The 24,984-nt window shown below is 64.6% G+C and carries 27 protein-coding genes; 10 read left to right on the top strand and 17 right to left on the bottom strand.

The features are described from left to right. Nucleotides 1–48: 48 nt before the first annotated feature. On the bottom strand, nt 49–447 hold the full coding sequence (locus tag J2X44_RS15525; RefSeq protein WP_310085983.1) for a hypothetical protein: 399 nt from the start codon (nt 445–447) through the stop codon (nt 49–51). A 316-nt stretch (nt 448–763) separates the two neighbouring features. Here J2X44_RS15525 and J2X44_RS15520 point away from each other — a divergent pair, with 316 nt between their 5' ends. Beyond that, complete coding sequence (locus J2X44_RS15520) at nt 764–2,701, top strand: prolyl oligopeptidase family serine peptidase (protein ID WP_310085980.1); 1,938 nt, start codon at nt 764–766, stop codon at nt 2,699–2,701. A gap of 148 nt (nt 2,702–2,849) precedes the next feature. Here J2X44_RS15520 and J2X44_RS15515 read toward each other — a convergent pair whose 3' ends face one another. The 11 genes from J2X44_RS15515 to J2X44_RS15465 all read right to left on the bottom strand — a co-directional run bounded on the left by J2X44_RS15515 (nt 2,850) and on the right by J2X44_RS15465 (nt 11,036). Then, complete coding sequence (locus J2X44_RS15515) at nt 2,850–3,458, bottom strand: hypothetical protein (protein ID WP_310085978.1); 609 nt, start codon at nt 3,456–3,458, stop codon at nt 2,850–2,852. Between the two features lie 170 nt (nt 3,459–3,628). Next, nucleotides 3,629–4,162 carry a demethoxyubiquinone hydroxylase family protein gene (locus J2X44_RS15510; RefSeq protein WP_310085975.1) on the bottom strand — a complete coding sequence of 178 codons (534 nt, stop codon included), beginning with the start codon at nt 4,160–4,162 and terminating at the stop codon, nt 3,629–3,631. Further along, nucleotides 4,159–4,641 carry a disulfide bond formation protein B gene (locus J2X44_RS15505; protein ID WP_310085972.1) on the bottom strand — a complete coding sequence of 161 codons (483 nt, stop codon included), beginning with the start codon at nt 4,639–4,641 and terminating at the stop codon, nt 4,159–4,161. The genes J2X44_RS15510 and J2X44_RS15505 overlap by 4 nt, the downstream gene beginning before the upstream one ends. Nucleotides 4,642–4,653: 12 nt before the next feature. Then, a complete protein-coding gene (locus J2X44_RS15500; RefSeq protein ID WP_310085969.1) occupies nt 4,654–6,054 on the bottom strand; it encodes a S41 family peptidase in 1,401 nt (466 codons plus the stop codon). Between the two features lie 283 nt (nt 6,055–6,337). Then, nucleotides 6,338–7,552 (bottom strand): peptidoglycan DD-metalloendopeptidase family protein, encoded by a 1,215-nt coding sequence (locus J2X44_RS15495; RefSeq protein WP_310085966.1) that lies wholly within the window; start codon nt 7,550–7,552, stop codon nt 6,338–6,340. Then, entirely contained in the window at nt 7,549–7,977 is a 429-nt protein-coding gene (locus J2X44_RS15490; RefSeq protein WP_310087085.1) for a 23S rRNA (pseudouridine(1915)-N(3))-methyltransferase RlmH, read from the bottom strand. The genes J2X44_RS15495 and J2X44_RS15490 overlap by 4 nt, the downstream gene beginning before the upstream one ends. Before the next feature lie 145 nt (nt 7,978–8,122). Beyond that, a complete protein-coding gene (rsfS, locus tag J2X44_RS15485) occupies nt 8,123–8,533 on the bottom strand; it encodes a ribosome silencing factor (protein WP_310085963.1) in 411 nt (136 codons plus the stop codon). Next, nucleotides 8,530–9,183 carry a nicotinate-nucleotide adenylyltransferase gene (locus tag J2X44_RS15480; RefSeq protein ID WP_310085960.1) on the bottom strand — a complete coding sequence of 218 codons (654 nt, stop codon included), beginning with the start codon at nt 9,181–9,183 and terminating at the stop codon, nt 8,530–8,532. The genes rsfS and J2X44_RS15480 overlap by 4 nt, the downstream gene beginning before the upstream one ends. Continuing rightward, nucleotides 9,180–9,455 carry a type II toxin-antitoxin system RelE/ParE family toxin gene (locus tag J2X44_RS15475; RefSeq protein WP_310085957.1) on the bottom strand — a complete coding sequence of 92 codons (276 nt, stop codon included), beginning with the start codon at nt 9,453–9,455 and terminating at the stop codon, nt 9,180–9,182. Before J2X44_RS15475 ends, J2X44_RS15480 begins: the two co-directional genes overlap by 4 nt. Beyond that, complete coding sequence (locus J2X44_RS15470; RefSeq protein ID WP_310085955.1) at nt 9,455–9,718, bottom strand: ribbon-helix-helix protein, CopG family; 264 nt, start codon at nt 9,716–9,718, stop codon at nt 9,455–9,457. The genes J2X44_RS15475 and J2X44_RS15470 overlap by 1 nt, the downstream gene beginning before the upstream one ends. 31 nt (nt 9,719–9,749) lie before the next feature. Beyond that, nucleotides 9,750–11,036, bottom strand: coding sequence for a glutamate-5-semialdehyde dehydrogenase (locus J2X44_RS15465; protein WP_310085953.1), 1,287 nt, complete (start codon nt 11,034–11,036; stop codon nt 9,750–9,752). A 79-nt stretch (nt 11,037–11,115) separates the two neighbouring features. Between J2X44_RS15465 and J2X44_RS15460 the strand changes: the two genes are divergently transcribed. After that, nucleotides 11,116–12,240, top strand: a complete 1,125-nt coding sequence (locus J2X44_RS15460; RefSeq protein ID WP_310085950.1) for a DUF3667 domain-containing protein — start codon at nt 11,116–11,118, stop codon at nt 12,238–12,240. 83 nt (nt 12,241–12,323) lie between these two features. Next, nucleotides 12,324–13,955: an alkaline phosphatase D family protein gene (locus J2X44_RS15455; RefSeq protein WP_310085949.1), complete on the top strand. Its 1,632-nt coding sequence runs from the start codon at nt 12,324–12,326 to the stop codon at nt 13,953–13,955. 189 nt (nt 13,956–14,144) lie between these two features. Here J2X44_RS15455 and J2X44_RS15450 read toward each other — a convergent pair whose 3' ends face one another. Continuing rightward, a complete protein-coding gene (locus J2X44_RS15450) occupies nt 14,145–15,068 on the bottom strand; it encodes a crotonase/enoyl-CoA hydratase family protein (RefSeq protein ID WP_310085947.1) in 924 nt (307 codons plus the stop codon). A 258-nt stretch (nt 15,069–15,326) separates the two neighbouring features. On the opposite strand from J2X44_RS15450, the gene purC reads away from it, so the two are divergent. The 5 genes from purC (at nt 15,327) to J2X44_RS15425 (ending at nt 21,873) form a co-directional block, all read left to right on the top strand. Then, on the top strand, nt 15,327–16,106 hold the full coding sequence (gene purC / locus J2X44_RS15445) for a phosphoribosylaminoimidazolesuccinocarboxamide synthase (RefSeq protein WP_310085943.1): 780 nt from the start codon (nt 15,327–15,329) through the stop codon (nt 16,104–16,106). Between the two features lie 89 nt (nt 16,107–16,195). Further along, nucleotides 16,196–16,837: an isoprenylcysteine carboxylmethyltransferase family protein gene (locus J2X44_RS15440; RefSeq protein WP_310085940.1), complete on the top strand. Its 642-nt coding sequence runs from the start codon at nt 16,196–16,198 to the stop codon at nt 16,835–16,837. Between the two features lie 15 nt (nt 16,838–16,852). Continuing rightward, nucleotides 16,853–17,689: a sterol desaturase family protein gene (locus tag J2X44_RS15435; RefSeq protein WP_310085938.1), complete on the top strand. Its 837-nt coding sequence runs from the start codon at nt 16,853–16,855 to the stop codon at nt 17,687–17,689. Between the two features lie 100 nt (nt 17,690–17,789). Beyond that, nucleotides 17,790–18,935 carry a diguanylate cyclase domain-containing protein gene (locus tag J2X44_RS15430; RefSeq protein WP_310085936.1) on the top strand — a complete coding sequence of 382 codons (1,146 nt, stop codon included), beginning with the start codon at nt 17,790–17,792 and terminating at the stop codon, nt 18,933–18,935. Between the two features lie 43 nt (nt 18,936–18,978). Then, nucleotides 18,979–21,873, top strand: a complete 2,895-nt coding sequence (locus J2X44_RS15425; protein WP_310085933.1) for an insulinase family protein — start codon at nt 18,979–18,981, stop codon at nt 21,871–21,873. 175 nt (nt 21,874–22,048) lie between these two features. On the opposite strand, the gene J2X44_RS15420 is transcribed toward J2X44_RS15425, so the two are convergent. The 3 genes from J2X44_RS15420 to J2X44_RS15410 all read right to left on the bottom strand — a co-directional run bounded on the left by J2X44_RS15420 (nt 22,049) and on the right by J2X44_RS15410 (nt 23,515). Next, nucleotides 22,049–22,468, bottom strand: a complete 420-nt coding sequence (locus J2X44_RS15420) for an addiction module antidote protein (RefSeq protein ID WP_310085930.1) — start codon at nt 22,466–22,468, stop codon at nt 22,049–22,051. 291 nt (nt 22,469–22,759) lie between these two features. Continuing rightward, a complete protein-coding gene (gene bfr / locus J2X44_RS15415; RefSeq protein ID WP_310085927.1) occupies nt 22,760–23,242 on the bottom strand; it encodes a bacterioferritin in 483 nt (160 codons plus the stop codon). 99 nt (nt 23,243–23,341) lie between these two features. Continuing rightward, complete coding sequence (locus tag J2X44_RS15410; protein WP_088442455.1) at nt 23,342–23,515, bottom strand: bacterioferritin-associated ferredoxin; 174 nt, start codon at nt 23,513–23,515, stop codon at nt 23,342–23,344. A 194-nt stretch (nt 23,516–23,709) separates the two neighbouring features. Between J2X44_RS15410 and purS the strand changes: the two genes are divergently transcribed. Then, nucleotides 23,710–23,940 carry a phosphoribosylformylglycinamidine synthase subunit PurS gene (gene purS, locus J2X44_RS15405; protein ID WP_310085923.1) on the top strand — a complete coding sequence of 77 codons (231 nt, stop codon included), beginning with the start codon at nt 23,710–23,712 and terminating at the stop codon, nt 23,938–23,940. A gap of 15 nt (nt 23,941–23,955) precedes the next feature. Further along, nucleotides 23,956–24,621: a phosphoribosylformylglycinamidine synthase subunit PurQ gene (gene purQ, locus J2X44_RS15400; RefSeq protein WP_310085920.1), complete on the top strand. Its 666-nt coding sequence runs from the start codon at nt 23,956–23,958 to the stop codon at nt 24,619–24,621. On the opposite strand, the gene J2X44_RS15395 is transcribed toward purQ, so the two are convergent. Continuing rightward, entirely contained in the window at nt 24,583–24,981 is a 399-nt protein-coding gene (locus tag J2X44_RS15395; protein WP_310085918.1) for a hypothetical protein, read from the bottom strand. The genes purQ and J2X44_RS15395 overlap by 39 nt on opposite strands. Nucleotides 24,982–24,984 lie beyond the last annotated feature (3 nt).

The following is a 24,984-nucleotide window of genomic DNA, read 5'->3' as shown; positions in this document are numbered from 1 at the left end:
CGCGCCCTATACGGCGCGCGGCAGGGCGTCAAACTTGGTTGACGGGGGTCAGCCCGCTATTGCGGCGATTGCGTCGGTCGCCGCCATCGCGCCGCTGACCCACAGAAAGGGCAGCGTCAGCGCGGCGACCCACAGGCGGCGGACATCGCGGCGAAAGCGGGCGTGCAGACCCCAGCTGGCGAGCGCCTGACGGCTAAGGTGATACCAGCGGCGTTCGGTCGAGCGCGCAACGGGGACCGCAAGCGCCAGCAGGACAATCAAAGCCACGAAAATCAGTGTCGACGAAGCCCCATGGGCAATCGCGCTCGACACCAGCCAGATCTGCAAAGCGGCAAAGGCGACCAGTGCGGTCGCGGCGTGCCAGGTCATGCGGCGGCCAAGACTGCGTGCCGCCGGCACGCTAGATGACGTGCGCCGCCACAGGCGCGGTCCGAATGCTGATGCCATTTTTCAGCCCCCTTAGGCTGGCGATTCCCAGAACGCCACGATTTCAGCCCACTATTCCCGAGTCAAGACAGGTTGGCACCGATTCGTTAACAAACCCGCTCGATTCACCCCGGATTCGCAACCAAATCGCGTCAGGTCGCCAAAAACGCTAAAATTTCGGCGCGGTGAGACGTGTGACGGTCGCCGAGGCGACGTGAAAATACGGTCGGCGGTGGTCGAATGCGCGGCGCCGTTTGTCGAAGCCTTGCATCCAAAGCGCGCCCCGCTAGCGTCTAACTTCAGTCGATCAGTTTTATGCAACACGGGGAAAATCATCATGCGCTATCTGGCCTTTCTCGCCGCCCTGACCCTGCCGCTTGCCGCTGCTTCGGCGGCCGAGGGCGACAAGCCTGCGGTCGAACCCAAACCGGCGGCGCTGATCGCCGACGGCATGCCCGAAGTGCCGGCCGACCTGTCGGCGGCGACACGGCCCTATATGGAAAATCGTGGGGCGGGTTTTGTCGGCTGGAACCCGGTCGACAAATCGATGCTGATCTCGACTCGCTTCGGCAACACTGTGCAGCTGCACCGCGTCGCGATGCCGATGGGCGCGCGCAAGCAGATCACCTTCGAGGCCGAGCCGGTCGGGTCGGGCAGTTGGGCGCCAAAAAAGGCCGATGTGATGCTGGTCCAGAAGGACATCGGCGGCAATGAATTCTATCAGATCTATGCGATGAAGGACGGGCGCCTCGACCTGCTCACCGATGGCAAGAGCCGCAATGGGCTCAACGCCTGGAGCCAGGACGGCCAGCTCGTTGCCTTTACCTCGACGCTGCGCAACGGGCGCGACAGCGATATTTATGTGATGGACCCACGCGACCCGAAGACGCGCCGGATGGTGGCGCAGGTAGAGGGCGGCGGCTGGGGCCTGCTCGATTTCACGCCTGACAAGAGTTGGGCGCTGGTCGGCAAATATACGTCGGTGCAGAAAGCCGACCTGTTCCGCCTCGATCTGGTCAGCGGCGCGATGACGCCGATCGGCGACCACAGCAAGACCGTCGCGCTTGGCGGCGCTGCTTTTGCCCCCGACGGCACGATCTGGATGACCAGCGACGAAGGCAGCGATTTCCAGCGGCTCGGCACGCTCGATCCGGCGACGGGCAAGTTCACGCCGAAGGGACCGACCGAAAAATGGGACGTCGACACCTTCGACATCGCCGAGGACGGCAGTTTCATCGCCTATGTCGTGAACGAAGCGGGCACGTCGAAATTGCGGTTGTTCGACCCCGCGACCGGCGCGGTGCGGACCGTCGACAAGCTGCCCGCGGGGATCATCGGCGGGCTGGAGATCGCGCCGTGGGGCGAAATCGGCATCAGCTTCACTTCGGCGCGCAGCGCCGCCGATGCGTTCAGCATCGATCCCAAAACGCTGGCAATCACCCGCTGGACCGAAAGCGAAACGGGCGGGCTGGACGTGACCCAGAATATCGAACCCGAACTGGTCAAGGTGAAGAGTTTTGACGGGCTGGAGGTATCGGGCTTTCTCTATCGCCCCGACCCGGCAAAATTCCCCGGCAAACGGCCGCTGATCATGAGCGTCCATGGCGGCCCGGAGGGCCAGTCGCGCCCGGGGTTCATGGGCCGCAGCAATTACATGCTCAATGAAATGGGGATCGCGCTGTTCTACCCCAACGTCCGCGGGTCGACGGGTTACGGCAAGACCTTCGTCAGCCTCGACAACGGGCCGTTCAAGCGCGAGGACAGCGTCAAGGACATGGGCGCGTTTCTCGACGCGCTGGCCAAGGACAGGAGCCTCGACGCGGCACGCTTCGGGCTGACCGGTGGCAGCTATGGCGGCTATATGTGTTATGCCGCCGCGACCCATTATGCCGCCAAGCTGCGCGCCAATCTGTGCGTCGTGGCGATCTCGAACTTCGTCACCTTCCTGGAAAACACCCAGGATTATCGCCGCGACCTGCGCCGCGTCGAATATGGCGACGAACGGGTGCCCGAACAGCGCGCCAAGCTGATGGAAATCTCGCCGCTGACGCGGGTTGCCGATATCAAGAAACCGCTGTTCGTCGTCACCGGCGCCAACGACCCCCGCGTTCCCGCATCAGAAGCTGACCAGATCGTCGCGGCGGTGCGCAAAAATGGCGGCACCGCCTGGCATCTGGTCGGCACGAACGAAGGCCATGGCTTCGCCAAAAAGGAAAATGCCGACTATAATTTCTGGGCGTCGCTGCTGTTCTGGAAGCAATATTTGCTGAATTGAGATCTATAATCACCGTTCGTCCTGAGGAGCCATTGAGCTTGACGAAATGGCATCTCGAAGGACGTTGACGTTCCAGTCCTTCGAGACGGAGCTTCGACAAGCTCAGCCCCTCCTCAGGACGAACGGTTTAATATTCGGTCGGTTGAGATCAGCCCTGCGGCGGCGTCGGCAGCGGCTGGGCATCGGCCTCGTCAGGCGCCGTTTGCGGCATCGGCGCCATACCGCTCGCCTGCCGTTCCAGTTCCTCGGCCGCCTTCTGCCGCTCGGCGAGGGCACGTTCTTCGGCCTGCACCGCGGCCTCGACTTCATCCGCCGCCGCATCGATCCCGGCAAGCCGCTTGGCACGTTCGTCGGCGATCATCGCCTGCCAGTCGGTCTTGTCGGCGGCTTGACGTTCGGCCTTGGCGCCCGCGACCAGCGCCTGAGTGCAGCCGGTAAAGCCGCCGAGCCCGGTCGGCGAGCAGCTGTCCGTGCCGAAACGACCGATGCGCTCGACCGCGACAACCTTGTTCGCCCACGCCTCGTTACGGACGTCGAGCGGATTGCCGCGCAGCATCTCGGGAACGCGGTAACGTTCGCCCTCGGGCAGTTTGGCACAGACCAGAATTTCGTCGGCGGCCCCCTTGGGGCATTGATCGTCGCCATAGACGACGACTTGGTTGACCTTTTCGCCATCGACCGTCGCTTCCTGCGCCATGGCGGGCAGGGGGACGGCACTACCGGCCAGGATCAGCGCGAACAGGGGCAGGCGGGTCATCGGATATTCCTTTGTCATATGTGTCGGAATGCCATGTGCTCTCTGCACGAACAATGAACAATCCCATTTCCGTTCGCATCGAGCGAAGTCGAGATGCCTATCGGTCGTGCGTGTCTTCCCGGTGTCTCGACTTCGCTCGACACGAACGGAGAAGAGATGGACGATCTTCTCTAGATACGCTTCGACAGCGCGATGGCTGCACGGCAACCGGCGCGGATCGCGAGGCTCAGCACCGGATAGCCCGGCGCGCTTTCGGCACCCGCGGCGAGCGCGGCGTCCTTATGCTCCAATTCCTCGGCGCGGAAATCGGCGACCGCGGCGCTCAGTTCCGGATCGCTGTCGCCGAGTTCATCGAGCTGATCGCGGTAATGGCGGTCGATTTCGGTCTCGACCGCGGCGGTGCACGCCATCGCGGCGCGCGGTCCCATCGCGGCGGTGACCGCGCCAAGCGCGAAACCCGCGACGTTCCAGAACGGCTGCAATACGGTCGGGCGCACCCCGCGGCTGGCGATCATGTCGTCAAAGAATTTGCGGTGGCGCTCTTCCTGTTCGGCCATATGCGCGATCTCGCGCGCCATCGGGTGGCGATCGCCCATCACCGCGAGCTGCCCTGCATAGATACGCGTCGCGCCATACTCGCCGGCCTGGTCGACGCGGATCATCGACGCGGTGCGCCGATTGGTCTTTTCCGGAGCGTTGGTCATGCCGCCGATGTGGGCCGACGGCGCAGCAAGGTCAAGACGAGCGCCGCGGCGCCGAGCGAAAAGATCGCGTTGAATCCCGCGAGCGATATGCCGAACAGCGTCCATTGCGCGGTGTCGCAGCGGATCAGCGGCGCGTTCATGATCGCATCAAGCGACACCGGACCGCCGCTGCCCGTCGCGCAGGTGGTGAGGCCTTCCCAAAAGCCGTATTCGACCCCGGCGTGGAACACGCCGATCGCGCCCGAGACCGCAATGGCAAGTGCGGCGAGCAGGGTCAGCGCGCGCATCGCCCGGTCATTGCCGCGCAGCAACAGCGCGAGCAGCGCCAGCACGATCGCGGCCTGATGCGGCCAGCGCTGCCAGTAACACATCTCGCACGGGGCGAGGCCAAAGCCATATTGTGACACCAGCGCCCCGCCATAAAGCAGCAGCGGTGCGGCGAGCGCGACGAAGGGTGCGGCGAGGCGCGAGCGAAGCATGTCGGCGAACCCTTAGTTGCGCGCGGTCGGCTTGGCGGCGGGCTTGGCTGCCGGTTTGCCAGCTTGCGCCATCCGCGGCGCGGTCGGGCTGATCCGCCCGATCGTCTGCAACGCATAGTGGAGCTGGAAGTCCTCGATCCCCTTCGCCTTCAGGTCGGCGGCGGTCGCGGTGAAGCGCGGATCGGCCTTTTCGTCCTTTTCGATCAGCCCATCGTCGACCTTTTTCTCGTTGATCAGGTGACGGCGCAGGTCGCTCTCGCGGAATTTCGGCCGCGACGCGTAATCGGGGTCGGACAGCTGCGGCACGCGGATGTCGGGGTCGATCCCGCCTTCCTGCACGCTGCGCCCTGACGGAGTGTAGTAGCGCGCGGTGGTGAGGCGCAGCGCGGTGGTGTCGGACAGCGGCAGCACGGTCTGCACCGAACCCTTGCCGAAACTGCGCTCGCCCATCACGACGGCGCGGTGCTGGTCTTGCAAGGCTCCCGCAACGATTTCGGAGGCTGACGCCGATCCCGAATCGATCAGTACGACGACCGGTGCGCCGCCCGCCAGATCGCCGGGCTCGGCAAAATAGCGTTCGATATCGCCCTTGCGGCGGCCCCGCTGCGACACGATTTCGCCGCGTTCGAGGAACAGGTCGCTGATCCCGACGGCTTCGTCGAGCAGCCCGCCCGGGTTCGAACGCAGATCGACAATCCAGCCGCGCGGTTTTCGACCCAGCGATTTTTCGACCGCCATCATCGCGGCGCGCATGTCGGTGGTCGCGTCGGCCGAGAAGCTGGTGACGGTGAGCACACCGACGTCGCCGCTGACTTCCCATTTGACGGGTTTCAGGTCGATGACTTCGCGCGTCAGCGACATTTCGATCGGCTTGTCCTGACCCTCGCGGACGATGGTGACGTCGATCTTGGTGCCCGGGCGCCCGCGCATCTGTTCGACCGCTTCGTCCAGCGTCAGGCCAAAGATCAGTTCTTTGTTGATGTGGGTGATATAGTCGCCCGACTTGATCCCAGCCTTGTCGGCGGGGGTGTCGGCGGTCGGTGCAATCACCTTCACGACGCCGTCTTCCATCGTCACCGACAGGCCCAGCCCGCCATATTCGCCATCGGTCTGCGTCCGCAGGTTCGAAAAGCCGCGCGCGTCGAGATAGCCCGAATGCGGATCCAGGCTGGCGAGCATGCCGTTGATCGCGCCTTCGATCAGTTTCGAATCGTCGACAGGTTCGACGTAATTGGATTTGACCTCGAGATAGACGTCCATGAAACGCGAAATTTCTTCCTGCGTCTTGCTGTCGACACTCGCCATGGCGCCGGTCGCGAGCGGGATCAGCGCCAGCGTCGAGAGCGCCGCGGCGCCCTGCCACAACGCAAAGCGGCGCTTCGGAGACACGGGCGTTTTGATCAAGTCGGTCATCTGCGTCTTTCAGTCAGGCGGGATTTCCCGTCTATATACCCCGGCACCCCATCCTCCTACGCATTTGCGCGGGCGTCAAGCGGTGCATCCCGATAGGGGACAGCGGTGGAACGCGGGATTAACGGGCGCTCGATTCTACAGATTTCCGTTTGTCCTGAGGAGCCATTGAGCTCGTCGAAATGGCGTCTCGAAGGACCGACATGCTGTGCAGACCCTTCGAGACGGGCCTTCGCCGGGCTCAGTCCCTCCTCAGGGCGAACGGAGTTTGGGGGTGGCTCGGGCGTCAACCGATCATCGCGACAATATCGACGGGACGACCGCCGCGGCGCAGTTCGACGGTGATGCGGCTGTCGTCGGACCCGGCGCGCCCGATCGGGGCGCCGCTGTCCAGTGTGTCGCCGACCCCAACCGACAGCCCGATCATCCCGGTGAGCAAAGAGATCCAGCCGCCGCCATGGTCGATGATGACGATCTTGCCATAACCGCGATAATCGCCGGCAAAGCTGACCCGGCCGGGGGCGGGGGCGACGACCTGCCCCCCCGGCCGCGCTGCGATGGTGACGCCGCGCGATCGCACCCCGCTGTCGTTGACCTCGCCCAGCCCGGCGACGATGCGCCCGACGACGGGCAGGCGGTAGGCGCCTTGGGTCAGCTCTGCCGCAGTAGGCGCCGGCGGGGCGGTGCTTGCGATGCTGGCGGCGGGGTTGCGCGGCCGCGGCAGCGGTCCCGCCAATTGCGCCAGTTCGGCGCGCACCGCGCCGTCGGTTTCCAGCGAATCCATCAGATCGACGATGTCGCGCGCTTTCTCGCCCAGCCCCAGCGCGCGGTCGGCCTCGAGCTGCGCGCTGCTCATCAGTTCGCGCGAACGCATCCGGCCTTCATTCTCCAGCCGCGTCAGCGCGCCGCGGCGCTGCGACAGCTGGGCCTTGCTGGCCGACAGCGCCCGCAGTGCGACCGCCTGCTGGCGGCGCGTCGTTTGCAGCTGGGTCAATTCCTGGCGTACCCCGGCGGTGCGCTGCTCGATCACCGGCATCGCGGCGTCAATCACCGCCCGCGCGTGGACCATATCGCGCAGCGAACCGGGCTGCGCGAGGACGCTGACCGGCGGCTGGCGCGACAGTTGCTGGAGCGAAGCGGCGAGTTCCAGCAAGGGCTGCTGTTGCTGCGCCAGCCGGGCGCGCTGCCCGGCCAGGCGGCGGCTGACCAGCGCGACGCGCGCTTCACCGGCGCTGATGTCGGCCTCGGCCGACTGGATGCGCGCCGCCAGCGCGGCGCTGCGTTTTTTCAACCGGTCGGCTTCGCTGCTTGCGGCGGCGGCCTGCGCCTCCAGCCGGGTGCTGCGCGCCATGGCCTCGGCCGACTGTTGTTTGGCGCCGAGCAATTGCTCGCGTTCGCGCGCGGCGATCGCCTGCGGATCAAAGATATCGCTCTGCGCCAAGGCGAGCGCGCCGCCCGCAAAAACTGCGGTGACGGCCAAACCGGCGACAAAGAGCCTCATTGCCGCCCCTCGCGATGATAGGGATGGTTCGCCGCGATGCTGGTGGCGCGCCACAATTGTTCGGCGAGCATCGCGCGCGCCATCAGATGCGGCCAGGTTGCGCGGCCAAAGGCAATGACCTTGTCGGCGCCCTTGCGCTCGTCGGGGGTAAAGCCGTCGGCGGCACCGAGGCAGAAGCGTGCCTCGCGCACCCCGCCGTCGCGCCAGCCTTCCAGCAATTTGGCAAATTCGATCGACGACATCTGTTCGCCGCCCTCGTCGAGCAGGACGGTGCGGCTGTTGTCGGCGGCAGCGGGCATACGTCCGCCCATATCCGGCAGCTCGGAAATCTTCTGCGCCCAGGTCACGCGCTTCATATAACGCTCGACCAGCTCGGCCTCGGGCCCGCGCCCGATGCGCCCGCGCGCGATGATGTGCAGCAACATGATGTTTTCGTTCACCTTCGGTGAAAGCGGCACCAGCCCGCTCCCCCTCCCGGCCTCCCTGACGATAGTAGCCTATGGGAGGCCGGGAGGGGGAGCGGGCTGGTGCCGCTTCTGTTCGGGCTTTAGTCCGAACAGACCAAAAACGTCAATTTGCCAGCGTTACCGGCGGCGCGTCGCCGAACGACCACATGCGTTCCAGGTTGTAGAAGCTACGCACCTCGGGACGGAACAGGTGGACGATGACGTCGCCCGCATCGAGCAGCACCCAATCGGCATTGGGCAGCCCTTCGACACGAACCTGGCGGCCCGCTTCCTGCTTGATCCGCTGCGCCAGCTTTTCGGCGATTGCCGACACATGGCGCGTCGACCGGCCGCTCGCGATCACCATATGATCGGCGATGCTGCTTTTGCCGGCAAGCGGGATGGAGATGGTTTCCTGAGCCTGGTCCTCGTCCAGCTGGTGGAGGATCAGCGCGTGGAGTGATTCCACGCTGGCGTCCGAAGACTTTTGGGCGGATGCGGCGCCATTGGCGGCATCCTGGGTGGCGGAGATCAAATGCGTCCTTTCTTGGTCGGTTCCACCAGCCATGAACGCGTGAGCGGGTCGCGCAGCGCGCGGCCTTCATAGCGTTCGAACCAGCGGGGGTTGGCCTGCCGTATCGCAGTTGCGGATCGCACATCGGGCGAAAATCGCAGGAACACGAGGGCGGGCGGTCTCCAGTCTGTCCATTGCTGTTTCTGGGCTGCGGGCCGGACAAATCGCCGCAGCCAACCCATCGCACGTCTTGCGTGGGCGCGGTCGTTATAGCCCGGACGCGCGACAACCGCAATCGGCATGAGTCGGGCGATCCCCCGCCAGTCGCGCCATTGGGGCAGCTGGACCAGATTGTCCGCCCCCATGATCCAGATAAATTGGCGATCGGGGTAGCGGTGGACGAGTTTTTTGAGCGTGTCGATCGTGTAGCGCGTGCCCAGTTCGGCCTCGATCGCGGTCGCGCGAATCGGCGCGCGCCGTGCCATGCGCTGGGCCGAGGCGAGCCGCGCGGGCAGCGAAGCCATGCCCGCTTTGGGCTTGAGCGGATTACCCGGCGACACCAACCACCACAGCTCGCCCAGCCCCAGCGCCTCGATCGCATTGAGGCTGATCGCGCGATGCCCGCCATGCGCCGGGTTAAAGCTGCCGCCAAGGAGCCCGGTGGGGGTCACAGGAGCGACTGCCAATCGCTGCGATTGTGGACGAGGCGAAGGATCGTCAGCTTGCCATCGACAACCTCGTACAGAAGCACAAACGGCTGGTCCTTGATCAGCAGTTTGCGCGTGCCGGCATAGACAGGCGACCCAACGGCCGGGAATTGATCCAGATTTGCGACTTGATTCCGAATGGCTCGAACGGCTTCCGCTGCTTCATCCGACTGCCGATATTGTGTCAGCCAATCGTTCAGCGCGACCAGATCGGCGACGGCCCTTTCCGACCACATTATTCGGGGCATCGGGCCTCGTGACCGGCAATCATATCGTCCATCATCTTCAGGACGTCGGCGTGATCCACCGTCCGTCCAGCCGCGATGTCGTCACGGCCCTCCTGAATGAAAGCAGCAAAACGCGCTTCCTGTTCGGCGGCATGGCGAACGGCCTGCGCCACAAACCAGGCGCGGCTGCGTCCTTGTTCGGCGACGATCTTGTCCACCATGTCCAGAGTCTCGGCGTCGATGCGCGCAGAAATGACGGAATGTTTGGTCATCTAGCCGATGTATCATTTGTATACAAATGATTCAAGGCCGCGTTTGACCGGTCCCTCGCACCAGCCATTTATACGTCGTCAGCCCTTCCAGCGCGACCGGACCCCGCGCATGCAGCCGCCCCGTGGCGATGCCGATTTCGGCGCCGAGGCCGAATTCGCCGCCGTCGGCAAATTGCGTCGAGGCATTGTGCATGACGATCGCGCTATCGACGCCCGCCAGGAAGCGTTCGGCGGCCTCCGCATCCTCGGTGACGATCGCGTCGGTGTGACGGCTCGAGTGCGCGTCGACATGCGCCAGCGCACCTTGCACGCCATCGACCATGGCGATCGATACGATGGCGTCGAGATATTCGGTGTCCCAGTCGCCGGCCGATGCCGCATCGACATGCGGACTCAGCGCTGCGACCGCCTTGTCGCCGCGCACTTCGCATCCCGCCGCGACCAGCGCGTCGATGATCGCCAGCGGCGCGGGATAGGCACGGTCGATCAGGATCGTCTCGGTCGAGCCGCACACGCCGGTACGCCGCATCTTGGCGTTGACCGCCAGCAGGGCCGCTTTCGCCGGGTCGGCGGAGCCATCGATATACAGGTGATTAATCCCGTCGAGATGCGCGAGCACCGGCACCCGCGCCTCGTCCTGCACCCGCGCGACCAGCCCCTTGCCGCCGCGCGGGATGATGATGTCGATCAGCCCCTGCGCGCGCAGCATCGCGCCGACCGCGGCGCGGTCCTGCGTCGGCACCAGTTGCACGGCATCGGCGGACAGGCCCGCCTCGACCAGCCCCGCCGCGAACGCCGCGTGCAGGGCACGGTTGGAATGGACCGCCTCGCTGCCGCCGCGCAGGATCACCGCATTGCCCGACATCAGCCCCAGCGCCGCGGCGTCGGCGGTCACATTGGGGCGGCTTTCATAGATGATACCAACGACGCCGAGCGGGACGCGAACGCGGCTGAGCACCAGCCCGTTGGGCCGCGTCCCCCGGTCGATCTCGGCGCCGACCGGGTCGGGCAGCGCGGCGACCGCGTCGATCGCATCGGCGACGGCCGACAACCGTCCCTCGTCGAGCCGCAATCGGTCCAGCATCGCGCCCGACAGGCCGTTCGTGCGTCCCGCCGCCATATCCAGACCATTGGCGGACAGGATTTCGTTCGCCCGTGCACGGATCTCGGCCGCTGCGGCGACCAGCCCTGCGGCTTTATCCGGGGTCGCTGCCAACGCCAACTGCTTCGCCGCGACGCGCGCGCGCGCGCCCATATCGGCGATCAGGGCGGCGGCATCGCCGGGCATCGGCGGGGCGGAGAGAGCTTCGGCGTTCATGGCGCTGCCCCTATCACGTTTTGCGTGACGCCCGAAAGTCCCGTTGCGCCCGGCCTCGCCCCCCTTTAGGCAAGGTGGCATGAGCGGGGACATCGAAGGTATCGGGGCGGCGGTCACCGCGGGGCTGGCGGGCCGCGTGGCCGAGCCGCAGCATGGCGGCAGACGCGAACCGGCGAGCGGACTGCGCTGCCTGAACTGCGGCACCAGCCTGGTCGGCTCGCACTGTCATCATTGCGGCCAGCGCGCCGACGTCCACCGCAGCTTCGGTGCGATCGGGCATGATCTGGTCCACGCGATCTTTCATTTCGAGGGCAAGATCTGGAACACGTTGCCGCTGCTCGCGTGGCGACCGGGCGACCTGACGCGCCGGTATATCCACGGCGAGCGCGCGCGTTTCATCTCGCCGCTCGCCTTGTTTCTGTTCGCGGTGTTCCTGACCTATGCGGTGCTCGCGATGGTCGGCAGCGGCGGCGGGGTGGGCGAGAATATTGCCAAGGCGGCGGCCGAGCAGACGCGGTCGAACGCGCTCAAAGACAGTTTTGAGGCGGAAGTCGAGCGCGTCGATGCGCAGCTGGCGAGCAAGGCGCTTGCTGCTCCCGAGCGGCAGAAGCTGTTAGCGGAACGCGCGACGCTTCAGAAAAGTGCCGACTATCTTGGTGTCGCGCGCCGCATAAGCGAGAAGGAACGCGACAACGGGCCGCCGGTTCTTGAAGATCCGGTCGACCAGGTGATGACCGGCGCCGATTTCCTGTCGCGAACCAAGGTCGATACCGGAGTGCCTTTTGTCGATCAAAGTCTGCAAAAGGCGATCGCGAACCCGGCGCTGATGTTCTACAAACTCCAGGCGAACGCGTATAAATTCGCCTGGGCGCTGATCCCGATGTCGCTGCCCTTCATGTGGCTGCTCTATCCGTTCAGCCGCCGCTTCCATACCTATGATCATTTCGTCTTCGTGACCTATTCGATCAGCTTCATGCTGCTGTTGTTCGTCGTCGTGCGGCTGTTCAATCTGACAATCTTCGGTGATGTCGCGACCGCCTTCGCGTTTCTCTATGTGCCGTTCCATATGTACCGCCAACTGCGCGGCGCCTATCGGTCGTCGCGGTTCGGGGCATTCGTTCGCACCAGTTTGCTGCTGTTTTTCAGTCTGTTTTCGGTGATGATGTTCATGTTCCTGCTGCTCGCGCTGGGGATCATGGGCTAAGCGTCAAGACCGTCGTTGGCAGCGCGCGCCGAATCGTAACAAAGGCCGGGCAAAGAACCCGCCGATCGAGGAGGAGATTTGCGATGCACCATCACTGGAGCGAAATGGACCGGCGGCAGCTGATCGCGCTGGGAACGGCGGGTCTGGCGGCTCTGTCGCTGCCCGGCGCGGCGGCGGCGATGATGGCGCAGGGCTTTACCCACGGCGTCGCGAGCGGCGAGCCGGGCGCCAATTCGGTGCTGTTGTGGACGCGCTATGCCGCGGCGAGCGACACGACGCTGACCGCCGAATTGTCCGAAACCGCCGATTTCGTCAAAGTGGTCGGCGGCGGCAGCGTCAGCGCGATAGGCGAGCGCGATCATACCGCCAAACTGGTCGTTTCGGGCCTCGAACCCGGCCGCTGGTATTATTATCGCTTCGTCGCGCCCGACGGCACCATGTCGCTGACCGGCCGCACCCGCACCCTGCCTGCCGGGCCGACCAGCGCCTTCACCCTCGCGCTGTTTTCCTGTTCGAACCTGCCGTTCGGCTGGTTCAACGCCTATGCCCATGCTGCGGCGCGGCAGGACATCGATCTGGTCGTCCATTCGGGCGATTATTTGTATGAATATCCGATCGGCGATTATCCCTCGCTGAAACAGGCGGTGCCCGGCCGCGACATTCAACCGGCGCACGAGATGGTGGCACTGGCCGACTATCGCCTCCGCTACGCCGCCTATCGCAGCGACCCCGATCTGGCGCGGCTCCACGCACTGTTCCCGATGATCGCCCAGTGGGACGATCATGAGATGACCAACGATGCGTGGAAGGGCGGGGCCGAAAACCACAATGCGGGCGAGGGCGAGTGGGCGGATCGTGTGATCGCGGCCGAACGCGCCTATCGCGAATGGATGCCCGTCGCCGACACCCGCTGGCGCGATTATCAGGTTGGCGACCTCGCGACGATCTTTCTCCCCGAAACGCGCGTCACTGCGCGCGACCGCCAGTTCGAGATCGACGAGATTATCGCGGGCGGCGGCGATGCGGCGGCGAAGTTGAAGCAGTTTGCCGAAACCGCCTATCGCGATCCGGCGCGCCAGATGCTGGGCGCCGAGCAGGAAAACTGGTTGTTCGGCGGCTTTGCGGCCTCGACCAAGGCCGGCACGCGGTGGCAGGTCTGCGCCCAGCAGGTGATCATGGGCACGATTTTCACGCCGCCCGAAACGCGCGACTGGTTCGGCGGCGCCCAGCCCGACTATATCCGCCGCCGCGTCGACGCGGGGCAATTGGCGGCCAAGGCCGGGCTGCCGCTCAACCTCGACGCGTGGGACGGCTATCCTGCCGCGCGCAGCCGCCTGCTCGCCGCGGCACAGCGCGCCGACGCTGACCTGGTCACGCTGACCGGCGACACGCACAATGCCTGGGCGCTCGACCTGGCCGAGGACGGCCGACCGGCGGGCATCGAGATTGCGGGTCAGAGCGTCACGTCGCCGGGCTATGAATCCTATATCAAAGGCGTCACCGACGAGGCGCGCGTCGCGGCGCTCCGCCGTTCGTCGCCGCAGCTCAAATGGGCCAACACCCAGGATCGCGGCTATGTCACGGTGCAGCTCACCCGCGACCGGGTCACCGCGAACTGGCACAATGTCGAAACGATCCGCACCCGCACGCCGGGGCTGAAAGCGACGCACAGCATGACCGCGGCGCGCGGGCGGCGGAAATACGACGCGGCCTGATCATCGATTGCCTTCCCCCTTGATGGGGGAAGGATACGCAGCCTTGGCGCGAAGCGCCTACGCGGAGTTGGATGGGGATGACGGTGCGTCCTTGGCCCGTCATCGCAGACCGCGAGCGCACCCCCACCGCTGCGACTAAGCCAGCAAGCTGGCAAGTCTCGCTGCCTCCCCCAGCAAGGGGGAGGGGGGTCAGCTATAGGGCGGCGTATCCTCGAACTCAGCGAACCAGGGATAGTCGTTGGCGACGCTGACGGTGAAGTTTGCCGGGCGTTTTTCGAGGAAGCTCGACACGCCCTCGGCGGCATCGGCGCTGCGGCCGCGCGCAAAAATGGCGCGGCTGTCCCAGCGGTGCGCGCTCATCGGGTGCGGCGCGCCCAGCATCCGCCACAGCATATGGCGGGTCAGCGCGACCGACACCGGCGCGCTATGCTCGGTCAGTTCGCGCGCCTTGGCGATCGCCGCGTCGACCAGCGCGCCGGGGGCATGGACCGATTGGACCAGCCCTTTCTCATGCGCTTCGGCGGCGTCGATCAGGCGTCCCGAATAGCACCAATCGACCGCGGTCTGGATGCCGACCAATCGCGGCAGGAACCAGCTCGACGCCGCTTCGGGCACGATGCCGCGGCGGGCGAACACGAAGCCATAGCGCGCTGTCTCGCTGGCCAGCCGCGCGTCCATCGACAGCGTCATCGTCGCGCCGATGCCAACGGCAGCGCCGTTGATCGCGCCCAGCACCGGTTTCTTGCAGTCAAAGATCCGCATCGACACGCGCCCGCCCGAATCACGGATCAGCGGGTGCGACCAGTCGATCGTGCCGTCTTCGGCGACCGGGCTTGCCGCCATGCCGTCGGGCAGCAACGCCGCCTTGTCGGCGCGCTTGGCATAATCGAATGTCGCTGCGCCCTGGCCCAGGTCGGCGCCGGCGCAATAGGCGCGCTCGCCCGATCCGGTAAAGATCACCGCGCGCACCCCGTCATCGGCGTCGCATTCGTCGAGCGCGGCGACGATCTCCAGCATCATCTCGGTGGTAAAGGCGTTCATCCGGTCGGGCCGGTGCAGCGTCAGCAGCGCGATACCCTCATGGCGGTCGAGGCGAATCTGGTCGAAGCTCATCTGTCTCTCCTTGTTTCCGGCATCGTTGCAAGCGATGCCGGGGAGTGCAAGCACTTTACGTAAACGTAAAGATAGTGGGCCGCATCGTGCAGTCGTTACGCAAAAGTTCGTCATTCCCGCGAAAGGGGAGGGGGCGACGTGACTGATGACGCGCCCGACCTTTGTCGCTATAGGCCGCGCGACCGCCCCGGCGCCGCGCCTCAATCTGAGTCGCTTGCCGGGGTCATTCATTTGGTTCCGACAGAAAGTTTGCACGCCATGTCCCGTCGCCGCCAGATTTACGAAGGCAAAGCGAAGATCCTGTACGAAGGTCCCGAACCGGGCACGCTGATTCAATATTTCAAGGATGATGCGACGGCATTCAACGCCCAGAAAAAGGGCACGATCAGCGGCAAGGGCGTGCTCAACAACCGGATTTCGGAGCATGTGTTCACGCTGCTCGGCAATATCGGTGTGCCGCATCATTTCATCCGTCGCCTCAACATGCGCGAGCAGTTGATCCGCCAGGTCGAGATTGTGCCGATCGAGGTGATCGTGCGCAACGTCGCGGCAGGCACGCTGTCGAAACGGCTCGGCATCGAGGAGGGGACGCAGCTCCCCCGCACCCTCATCGAATATTGCTACAAGGACGACGCGCTCGGCGATCCGCTCGTCGCTGAGGAGCATATCGCCTGCTTCAACTGGTGCAGCCAGGAAGAATTGCACGATATCCAGGACATGGCGATCCGCATCAACGACTTCATGTCGGGCATGTTCGCCGCAGTCGGCATTCGTCTGGTCGATTTCAAGCTCGAGTTCGGGCGCCTGTATGAAGGCGATTTCAGCCGCATCATCCTGGCCGACGAAATCAGCCCCGACGGTTGCCGCCTGTGGGACATGACCACGAACGAAAAGCTCGACAAGGACCGCTTCCGCCGCGACCTGGGCGGTGAAGTCGAAGCCTATCAGGAAGTTGCGCGCCGGCTTGGCCTGCTTCCCGAAGGCGGCGAGAATGCGGTGCTCGACCTGGAAAGCCACCGCAAGAAACGCGACAAATAAGCGGTTGCTCCCCCCGCAACGCGGGGAAATTATCCAGTTGGTAACCATCCCGGCGCTATCCGGTCCCCAGATAGTGGGGATATGGCATCATGAACGGATCAAGTGGCCAGGCGCAGCCAGCAGCGCGCAGTTTCGATTGGGACCTTTTGGAAAAGGTCGTTGTCGTCGTGCTCTTGGGCTTGCTCGCGTCGCGGCTGATCCCTTCGGCGATCGAAACCGGCCATTATCAAAACTGGCTGCTGCTCGTCGCCGAAAGCTGCGTCGTTTTCTTTGTCCTGTTTCGCCGGTCGACCAACACGATCTCGCGCCGCCCGCTCGATTGGGCGCTGGGATTTGGCGGCACGCTGGCGCCGATGCTCGTCACCGCTTCCAGCGATACGCCGCTGGTGCCGCTGGCGCTGTGCAGTTTCCTGATCATCGGCGGCATGCTGTTTCAACTTTACGCCAAGTTCACGCTGCGCTTCAGCTTCGGAGTGATCGCCGCCAACCGCGGGGTAAAGGTCAGCGGGCCGTATCGTTTCATGCGCCACCCGATGTATGCCGGGTATACGCTGACCCACCTCGGCTTTCTGCTCAGCGGCCCCAATTGGTGGAATCTGGGGGTCTATAGTCTGGGGCTGGCGCTCAATATTTCGCGCATCCTGGCCGAGGAACGCGTGTTGATGGCGGATCCGGCCTATCAGGAGTTGAGCCGGAAAGTGCGTTACCGGCTGATCCCCTATATTTTTTGACGGAGCGGCGCGGCGGTGGATACCCTGCTGAAACTGGTTGACCTGCAAAGCGCCTGGCTGATCGCGCTGATCTTTCTGCCGCTCGAACGGCTATTGCCCGCGCGCCCGAACCAGGGTCCGTTGCGGCGCGGCTGGTTCAACGACACGGTCTTTTTCATCCTCAACCGCATCCCGATCGGCATCGGCCTGCTGGTCGTGGCGGCCGGTTCGATCGCCGTCGGCCAAGCGGTGCTGCCGACTGAATTCCGGGCCAGCGTTGCGCAGCAACCTTTATGGCTTCAGGTCGTGGCGCTGATGCTGGTCGCCGACCTGTGTTTCTATGCGATGCACCGGTTGTTCCATACGCTGCCGACGCTGTGGCGTTTTCATGCGATCCATCACAGCATCGAGGAACTCGACTGGCTGGCCGCGCACCGCGTCCACCCGGTCGACCAGATCCTGACCAAGGGCGCCTCGATCGCCCCGGTCTTTGCGCTCGGCTTTGCGGACGGCGCGATCGCGATTTTCTTCCTATTGTATCAATGGCATTCGCTGATGCTGCACGCCAATCTGCGGATCGGTTTCGGTCCCTTGCACTGGGTTTTTGCGTCGCCCTGTTTCCATCATTGGCATCATGCCGATCATCCGGAGGCGTGGAACCGCAATTTTTCCGCCCAGTTTCCAATCTGGGACGTCATCTTTGGCACCGCCCATATGCGGCGCGATGCGATGCCGACGCGTTATGGCATCGATGACGATGTCCCGGCCACCTACGCCCGGCAACTGCTGTATCCGTTTCGCCGCGACCAAGACGACATTGGGGCCGCGCCCAGCGCCCACACAGATGGCACGGCCGTCGCCGGTCAAGGTTAACTTACGGTGCCATCTGCCAACATCATGTCGGCCAAGTAGATGATAAGGCGCGATTCACATACTTAACTGATACTTTACTCACGCTGGTTATCCGAAGGACATGACGGGGGTCGTTCACAGCGTGATCACGCGGATTTTTCCGCCGGTGCCGGACGCGATCCGCGACGACGTCGCGGTTTTGCGCGCCAACCGCATCGAAACGCTGACCCCGATGCTGTTCCTGATGCTGGCGGCGACGACGCCGACCGCGATCTATGCCGGGGCGGCGACGGTCCATCCGATGATCCGTATCGGGTTTCCGGTCATTCTGTTCGTCGTCGGCATCCTGGGTTTCCTGTTCCTGGTCCACAATCGCGGACGGCGGATGAGCCCGCGCCGTGCGCGGCGGATGATCCGCGAATCGAGCTGGGTATCGGGCATCACCGGATTGATGTGCAGCGTGTGGACGGTGACCAACTGGCTCGCCGCGCCGGCGGCAACGCACAGCTATTATGCGATGATCATGGCGATGGGGTCGCTCGCGACCGCCTATTGCCTGTCGTCGATCCGCTTTGCGACCTTCCTCAACCTCGGGGTCGGATTGGGCCCGGTCGCACTGCTGATGCTGACGTCGGGGCATCCGGCGGAAATCGCTGCGGGCACCAGCCTGGTGATCGCGACCCTGTTCCTGTTCCGCATGGTGATCCAGCAGCACGGCCAGGTCATCGCCCTGCTCGAATTGCAGCGGCAAATGCGCGATCTGGCGCACACCGATCCATTGACCGGCCTCGCCAATCGCCGCGAATTCGACCTGCGGATCGAGGAAGAGATTGCGAAGGCGGACGAATCCAGCCCGTTCGCCATCGCGCTGCTCGACCTTAACGGGTTCAAACCGGTCAACGATCAGCATGGTCATGCCGTCGGCGATCTGTTGCTGTGCGAAATCGCCGAGCGCCTGCGCCGCGCTTGCGGCCCGCATGCGATGGTGGCGCGGCAGGGCGGCGACGAATTTGCCATCCTCGCGCCCGCCGGATCGCCATTGCTGGAAACCTCGCTCGCCGATCATGTGCTGGCGGCGCTCGCCGCGCCCTATCGCATTCACGGGCGCCCGATCCGCGTCGGCGCCAGCGTCGGCACCGCGCGGTGGCCCGATCATGGCGAAACCGCCCGCCAGCTGTGTGAGGTCGCCGACGCCGCGCTCTATGCTGCCAAGGCTGTCGGTCGCGCCCAGACGTCGCCGGTCGAAAGCATCGGCTGGGTCGCATAAGCGTGGCTTGACCGCCCGCAGGGCGGCGGCCACACCGGCGGGCATGACCAAATCCCTTGTCCGGCGTGCTTCGACCGCCCTGTCGCCCCTTGTCCTTCTCGCCGCCACCGCCGCGCCGGCCCATGCTCAGGGCGCGCCGGTCCCGGCCGCTACAGCCACCGCAACCAACCCGCAGACCGCCGCCGCCAAGGCGTGGAATTTCGCCGCCAGCGATGTGCCTGTCGATCCTAACATCGTCTTTGGTGTGCTGCCCAACGGGATGAAATATGCGCTGCTGAAAAACAGCACGCCCAAGGACAGCGTCGTCCTGCGGATGCGCTTCGACGTCGGCAGCTTTGCCGAGGCGGACGACCAGCGCGGCCTCGCCCATTTCCTCGAACATATGGCGTTCAACGGTTCGACCAACGTGCCCGAGGGCGAGATGATCAAGCTGCTCGAACGCAAGGGGCTGGCGTTCGGCGCCGATACCAATGCAGTGACCAATTTCGACGAGACCGTCTATCAACTCGACCTGCCCAATGCGTCGGACGATCTGGTCGACACCGGTTTGATGCTGATGCGCGAAACCGGCAGCGAGCTGAAAATCGATCCCGCCGCGGTCGATCGCGAACGCGGCATCATCCTGTCCGAACGCCGCGCGCGCGACACCTATCAATTGCGTAACGTGATCGACCAGCTCGATTTCCAGATGAAAGGCATGCACGTCGCCGACCGGCTTCCGGTCGGCACCGAAGCGGTCATCCGCACCGCGCCCGCGGCGCGCATCCGCGACCTGTACGACCGCTATTACCGCCCCGAACGGGCGACACTGGTCATGGTCGGCGATTTCGATCCGGCGGCGGTCGAGGCCAAGATCAAGGCGCGTTTCGGCGACTGGCAGGGCCGCGGCCCGGCGGGCGCCGATCCCGACATTGGCACAGTCGATTATAAACGCGCGGCCGCAGCCGACGATTTCATCGACCCCGCCATTCAGGACTCGGTGACGCTGGCGGCCTTCAAGCCATGGGTCGACGAAGCCGATACCAAGGCCAAGCGCGCCCGCACCCTGGCCGAAGACGTCGGCGAGGCGATCGTCAGCCGCCGACTGGCCAAGATCGCGCTGAACGAGGATTCGCCGATCCTGGCGGGCTATTTCGCCGAAGCGGGTGGCTGGAAGGTGTTTGACCAGGTCACCGTCGGCGCGGTTGCGAAAGAGGGGGCGTGGAAAGAAGCGCTGGCGCTGATCGAACAGGAGCAGCGCCGCGCCATCGAACATGGCTTCACCCAGGCCGAGGTTGACGAGCAACTGGCGAACCGCCGCACCGCGTTCAAAAACGCCGTCGCCGGGGTGACCACGCGGCGCAGCGATGCGCTGGCCGACGCATTGATCATGGCCGCAAAGGGCGATTTCGTCTTTGTTCGGCCGGAAACGTCGCAGGCGCTGTTCGAGGCGACCGCTCCGTCGCTGAGCGCCGCGGCGGTCACCGCGGCGTTCCGCAAGCGGATGGACGGCTTCAGCGCCCCATTGGCCCGGGTATCGGCAAAGACGCCGATCGAGGGCGGCACCGACGCGATCCTCGGCGCCTTGCGCGCTTCGGCGCAGGTCGCGGTCGCGGCGCCGACGCAGGCTGCCAATGCGGCTTTTGCCTATGACAATTTCGGCAAGCCTGGCAAAATCGTCCGCGACGAGCGGGTCGAGGATTTGGGCATCCGCCGCATCCGCTTTGCCAACAATGTCATGCTCAATATCAAGCAGACCGATTTCCAGAAGGACCGCGTCCTGCTCTCGCTTCGCGTCGACGGCGGAAATCTGCTCGCGACGCGCGACGATCCGACCAGAGTGTCGTTGGCCGGCTCGCTCATGCTCGGCGGGCTCGAAGCGCATAGCCTTGACGAACTGCGCTCGATCCTGGCCGGCAAGACCGTCAGCCCCAGCTTCGGCAATGCCACCGATGCGTTCGGCGGCAGCGCACTGACCTCTCCCGAAGATTTCGGGCTTCAGGCCAAGCTGATGGCCGCCTACTTGACCCATCCGGGCTATCGCGCTGACGGGCTGGCGCTGATCCGCCGCGTGCTGCCGCAGCAATATGCCGGGAACGACGCGACCCCGGCGGCGGTCATAGGCCGCGACGTGGGGGGCATCCTCGCCAACGACGATCCGCGTTCGCAAACCCCGTCGCTCGCCAAGCTGATGGCGCTCGACTGGGCGCAGCTGAAACCGGTGGTTGCCGATAGCTTCGCCAATGGCGCGATCGAAATCGGCGTCGTCGGCGACATTGATGAGGTCGCGGCGATCGCTGCGATCGCCGCGACCTTCGGGGCGCTCCCCGAACGCCGCGCCGCCTTTGATCCGCGCGCCGACGCGCGGGTGCGTGAATATGCGACCGATCAGAGCGAGCGGACGCTAATCCACAAGGGGCCGGCCGAACAGGCTGAGCTGCGCGTCTATTGGCCCGCCCGCGACGACAGCGATCTGGGTCAGGCGATGCGGCTCAACCTGCTGGCCCGGGTGATGCAATTGAAACTGACCGAGGAACTGCGCGAAAAGCTCGGCGAAAGCTACAGCCCCGGCGCCGCCGCCAGCCTGTCAGACGAGTTTCCAGGCTATGGGCATGTTTTTGCCGCGAGCAATGTCGATTACAAGGATCTGACGACCACGCGCGCCGCGATCTTTGCCATTGCGAAAGAACTGCGCGATGCGCCCGTCGATGCCGATCTGCTCGACCGCGCGCGCAAGCCGCTCGTCGAGGCGATGACCAAGTCGCGCCGCGAAAACGCCTATTGGCTGAACTATGTCGCCGAAGCGACAAGCCAGGCCGACCGGCTTGACCGAAGCCGTAAGGGGATTGGTGAAGTCGAGGCCGCGACCCCGGCAGAGTTGCAAGCGTTGGCGCGGCGCTATTTGATCGATGACAAGGCGCTGGTGATCAAGGCGGTGAGTGACAAGGCGGGGAAGTAGAAATCGAAGCGTCCGCCAACGACCGATTACGGATATACTGTCGTCATCCCGGACTTGATCCGGGATCCATCCGCCGTCTCGGCATAGGCCGGTGCAAGGCCTCATGGACCCCGGATCAAGTCCGGGGTGACGAGGGGTGGGGAATGTCCGCTTCCCACCCCAAAGCCGACGTCACTTAAACCCGGCCCGGCGTCCGGGCGCGGATGAAATTCTCGAGCGCGACAAAGATCATTTCGCGGGCGTCGCTGCCCAGCATCTCGGCGGTCAGCCAGTCGAATTGGACCCGATTGCCGTGCGCCGCGGCGGTCACCATGTCGGCCAGCAGCGCCTCGTCGAAACTGGCGCGCGGGCAGCAGGGCGGGGCGACGGCAAAGGGGTCTGGCCAGCTGTGGCCGATCGCCTCGACGACCAGCCGGTAGCGGCGCGCGGCCAGGATATTGCCCCAGCGCCGCTCCAGCTCGGGCATTGGGTCGCGGTCGCTGCGGCGGCAGACGATGCAATAGCGCAGCGCCAGCACCGCCTGCGCGGCTTCGACCGACAGGTCGCGGATCAGCGGCTGCTGGGCCAATTGCCGGATCAGGATGCTGCTTTGCATGGCTCTATCGTCTCCCGGCCTTTGCAGTCCTGCGGGTCGGCTACCCAAAAAGATGCCGGCCGCTTTGAAGCATCGCTTCAAATTTGGTGCGGCCGGCAGGAGGGGACTGCTCGATCTTGCTATTGAGAATTAATCGCAAGTGCAAGGAAAAAAAGAGGCGCTCGAAAGCGCCTCCGGAATATGATATGTTCTCCGTCGCCCCCGCGCAGGCGGGGGCCGCCATCGACCTTGTCCCGCAGTGCTGAGCAAAACGATAGCGGCCCCCGCCTGCGCGGGGGCGACGTATCGAGTTCAGTCGTCGTGGACCGACTTTGATTGCAGCTGGATGTAATTCTCGATCCCCATCCGCTCGATCATCTCGAACTGCTTTTCCAGCTCGTCGACATGATGTTCTTCGCTCGCCAGGATCGACCCGAACAGGTCGCGGCTGACATAGTCGCGAACGCTCTCGCTGTGGGCGACGGCATCTTTGAGCAACGGGATCGCTTCTTCCTCGAGCGCCAAGTCGGCCTTGAGGATTTCCTCGACCGTCTCTCCGACGCGCAGCCGCCCGAGCATCTGGAAATTGGGCAGCCCGCCCAAAAACAGGATGCGGTCGGCGAGCTGGTCGGCGTGCTTCATCTCGTCGATCGACTCTTCGCGTTCGAATTTGGCGAGCTTCGCGACGCCCCAATTGTCGAGCATCCGATAGTGCAGCCAATATTGGTTGATCGCGGTCAGCTCGTTCTTGAGCGCCTCGTTCAGAAAATCGATGACTTTTTCGTCGCCCTTCATGATGTAGTCCCGTCATGTAATCTTGGAATGGAATGGGCGCATTATACGCGCCCCGGGCCCATCAGGCCAAGGTCAAAAATGGCGGAAAACCAAGAAAAATCAGGCGGTCGCGGCGACGTCGCTGATGATATTGCGAGCGAAAGGCAGGCATTGCCCGCACTTGGGTTTGCGACCCAATTGCGCGTAGGCGGCCTTGGCACAGCGCAATTGGCCTGTCCGCGCGACATCGCGCAGCTGGCTTTCCCTTATTGCGTTGCAGACACAGACGACCATGTGCGAATCCTTCTCAACAAGTTGGATGTAGGGATAGTGCGAGCGATTCGCAACAGGAAAGATGCGACTGGTTCGCAATCCGAACAGCGCGATTTTTCGCCGCTACCCGCGCCCCCGGCCCCTTGCTCCCAAAGTGATTCGCGGGCATAGGCGCGGCCATCCTCCCGCACCCCGCCCAGCAAAGGTCTGCCCCGATGAAAGTGAATGTCTATGTGACGCTCAAGCCGGGGGTGCTCGACCCGCAGGGCAAGGCGATCCATCATGCACTCGAAGGGCTGGGGTTTGCCGGGGTGGCCGACGTGCGCGCCGGCCGTTTCATCGAACTCGACGTCGCCGACGGCACCAGCGATGCCGATCTCGACGCGATGTGCGCCAAGCTGCTCGCCAACACGGTGATCGAAAACTACCGCATCGAACGCCCGTAACAGGAGCCGCGATCCATGAAGACCGCTGTCATCGTCTTTCCCGGCTCGAACTGCGACCGCGACATGGCGGTCGCGCTCGAACAGGTTACCGGCCAAGCCCCCGCGATGGTGTGGCACCGCGACACCGACCTGCCCGTGGGAACCGATTTCATCGCGCTGCCTGGCGGCTTTTCCTATGGCGACTATCTGCGTTCGGGCGCGATGGCGGCGCGCTCGCCGATCCTGCGCGCGGTGGCCGATGCCGCGGGTCGCGGCGTGCCGGTGTTGGGGGTGTGTAACGGCTTTCAGGTGCTGACCGAGGCGCAGTTGCTGCCCGGCGCGCTGATGCGTAACGCCGGGCTCAACTTCGTCTGTCGCACCGTGGAGCTGACCGTCGAGAACAGCCAATCTCTGTTCACCGCCAGCTATCAGGCGGGCGAGATGATCAACATCCCGGTCGCGCATCATGACGGCAATTATTTCGCCGATGCCGCGACGCTCGATCGTATCGAGAGCGAAGGCCGCGTCGCATTCCGCTACACGGGCAGCGTCAACGGGTCGGCGCGCGACATTGCGGGCGTGCTCAACGACGCGGGCAATGTGCTCGGCATGATGCCGCACCCCGAGCGCGCGATCGACCGCGCCCACGGCGGCACCGACGGGCTACGCCTGTTCGAGGCGGCGCTCGGCGTCCTCGCTTAACGACCCCGCATCAGCGGTCTCGTCTTTCGGCTTTCCCACCGGTTGCAGCCAGCGGCCGATGACCAGCAGCACCGTCGGCCAGAACATCGTGTTCCAGATGTCGTGCCAATGCGCCGCGTCGGGCTGGATCGTTGATCGGCTGTGCTCGGCGGTCATGTCGAGCCATTCGCCGCCGCACGCCATCGCGAGCACCGCCAGCCAGGCAACGACCCAACCGCCGCGCCACCGCCACACCAGCCGCACCGCCAGGAACAGCGCTAACCCGAAATAGATATGCAGCGCGTCCTTGCCGAGGCCGCTGGCTTCGATGACCGAGAGCTTCCGTTCCTCGAACAGCGAGGCAATTTCAATCAGCGTCATCGA

Source organism: Sphingopyxis sp. BE259, from assembly GCF_031457495.1.
Classification (GTDB): Bacteria; Pseudomonadota; Alphaproteobacteria; order Sphingomonadales; family Sphingomonadaceae; genus Sphingopyxis.
Note: the sequence above shows the minus strand (reverse complement) of the source record. Positions and strands in the feature narration are given on the sequence as shown.

Excerpts from the sequence above, each read along its gene's own strand:
- J2X44_RS15525 (WP_310085983.1), bottom strand. The coding sequence starts at position 447 with ATGGCATCAGCATTCGGACCGCGCCTGTGGCGGCGCACGTCATCTAGC.
- J2X44_RS15520 (WP_310085980.1), top strand. The coding sequence starts at position 764 with ATGCGCTATCTGGCCTTTCTCGCCGCCCTGACCCTGCCGCTTGCCGCT.
- J2X44_RS15515 (WP_310085978.1), bottom strand. The coding sequence starts at position 3,458 with ATGACCCGCCTGCCCCTGTTCGCGCTGATCCTGGCCGGTAGTGCCGTC.
- J2X44_RS15510 (WP_310085975.1), bottom strand. The coding sequence starts at position 4,162 with ATGACCAACGCTCCGGAAAAGACCAATCGGCGCACCGCGTCGATGATC.
- J2X44_RS15505 (WP_310085972.1), bottom strand. The coding sequence starts at position 4,641 with ATGCTTCGCTCGCGCCTCGCCGCACCCTTCGTCGCGCTCGCCGCACCG.
- J2X44_RS15500 (WP_310085969.1), bottom strand. The coding sequence starts at position 6,054 with ATGACCGACTTGATCAAAACGCCCGTGTCTCCGAAGCGCCGCTTTGCG.
- J2X44_RS15495 (WP_310085966.1), bottom strand. The coding sequence starts at position 7,552 with ATGAGGCTCTTTGTCGCCGGTTTGGCCGTCACCGCAGTTTTTGCGGGC.
- J2X44_RS15490 (WP_310087085.1), bottom strand. The coding sequence starts at position 7,977 with ATGTTGCTGCACATCATCGCGCGCGGGCGCATCGGGCGCGGGCCCGAG.
- J2X44_RS15475 (WP_310085957.1), bottom strand. The coding sequence starts at position 9,455 with ATGTGGTCGGAAAGGGCCGTCGCCGATCTGGTCGCGCTGAACGATTGG.
- J2X44_RS15470 (WP_310085955.1), bottom strand. The coding sequence starts at position 9,718 with ATGACCAAACATTCCGTCATTTCTGCGCGCATCGACGCCGAGACTCTG.
- J2X44_RS15465 (WP_310085953.1), bottom strand. The coding sequence starts at position 11,036 with ATGAACGCCGAAGCTCTCTCCGCCCCGCCGATGCCCGGCGATGCCGCC.
- J2X44_RS15460 (WP_310085950.1), top strand. The coding sequence starts at position 11,116 with ATGAGCGGGGACATCGAAGGTATCGGGGCGGCGGTCACCGCGGGGCTG.
- J2X44_RS15455 (WP_310085949.1), top strand. The coding sequence starts at position 12,324 with ATGCACCATCACTGGAGCGAAATGGACCGGCGGCAGCTGATCGCGCTG.
- J2X44_RS15450 (WP_310085947.1), bottom strand. The coding sequence starts at position 15,068 with ATGAGCTTCGACCAGATTCGCCTCGACCGCCATGAGGGTATCGCGCTG.
- purC (WP_310085943.1), top strand. The coding sequence starts at position 15,327 with ATGTCCCGTCGCCGCCAGATTTACGAAGGCAAAGCGAAGATCCTGTAC.
- J2X44_RS15440 (WP_310085940.1), top strand. The coding sequence starts at position 16,196 with ATGAACGGATCAAGTGGCCAGGCGCAGCCAGCAGCGCGCAGTTTCGAT.
- J2X44_RS15430 (WP_310085936.1), top strand. The coding sequence starts at position 17,790 with ATGACGGGGGTCGTTCACAGCGTGATCACGCGGATTTTTCCGCCGGTG.
- J2X44_RS15425 (WP_310085933.1), top strand. The coding sequence starts at position 18,979 with ATGACCAAATCCCTTGTCCGGCGTGCTTCGACCGCCCTGTCGCCCCTT.
- J2X44_RS15420 (WP_310085930.1), bottom strand. The coding sequence starts at position 22,468 with ATGCAAAGCAGCATCCTGATCCGGCAATTGGCCCAGCAGCCGCTGATC.
- bfr (WP_310085927.1), bottom strand. The coding sequence starts at position 23,242 with ATGAAGGGCGACGAAAAAGTCATCGATTTTCTGAACGAGGCGCTCAAG.
- J2X44_RS15410 (WP_088442455.1), bottom strand. The coding sequence starts at position 23,515 with ATGGTCGTCTGTGTCTGCAACGCAATAAGGGAAAGCCAGCTGCGCGAT.
- purS (WP_310085923.1), top strand. The coding sequence starts at position 23,710 with ATGAAAGTGAATGTCTATGTGACGCTCAAGCCGGGGGTGCTCGACCCG.
- purQ (WP_310085920.1), top strand. The coding sequence starts at position 23,956 with ATGAAGACCGCTGTCATCGTCTTTCCCGGCTCGAACTGCGACCGCGAC.
- J2X44_RS15395 (WP_310085918.1), bottom strand. The coding sequence starts at position 24,981 with ATGACGCTGATTGAAATTGCCTCGCTGTTCGAGGAACGGAAGCTCTCG.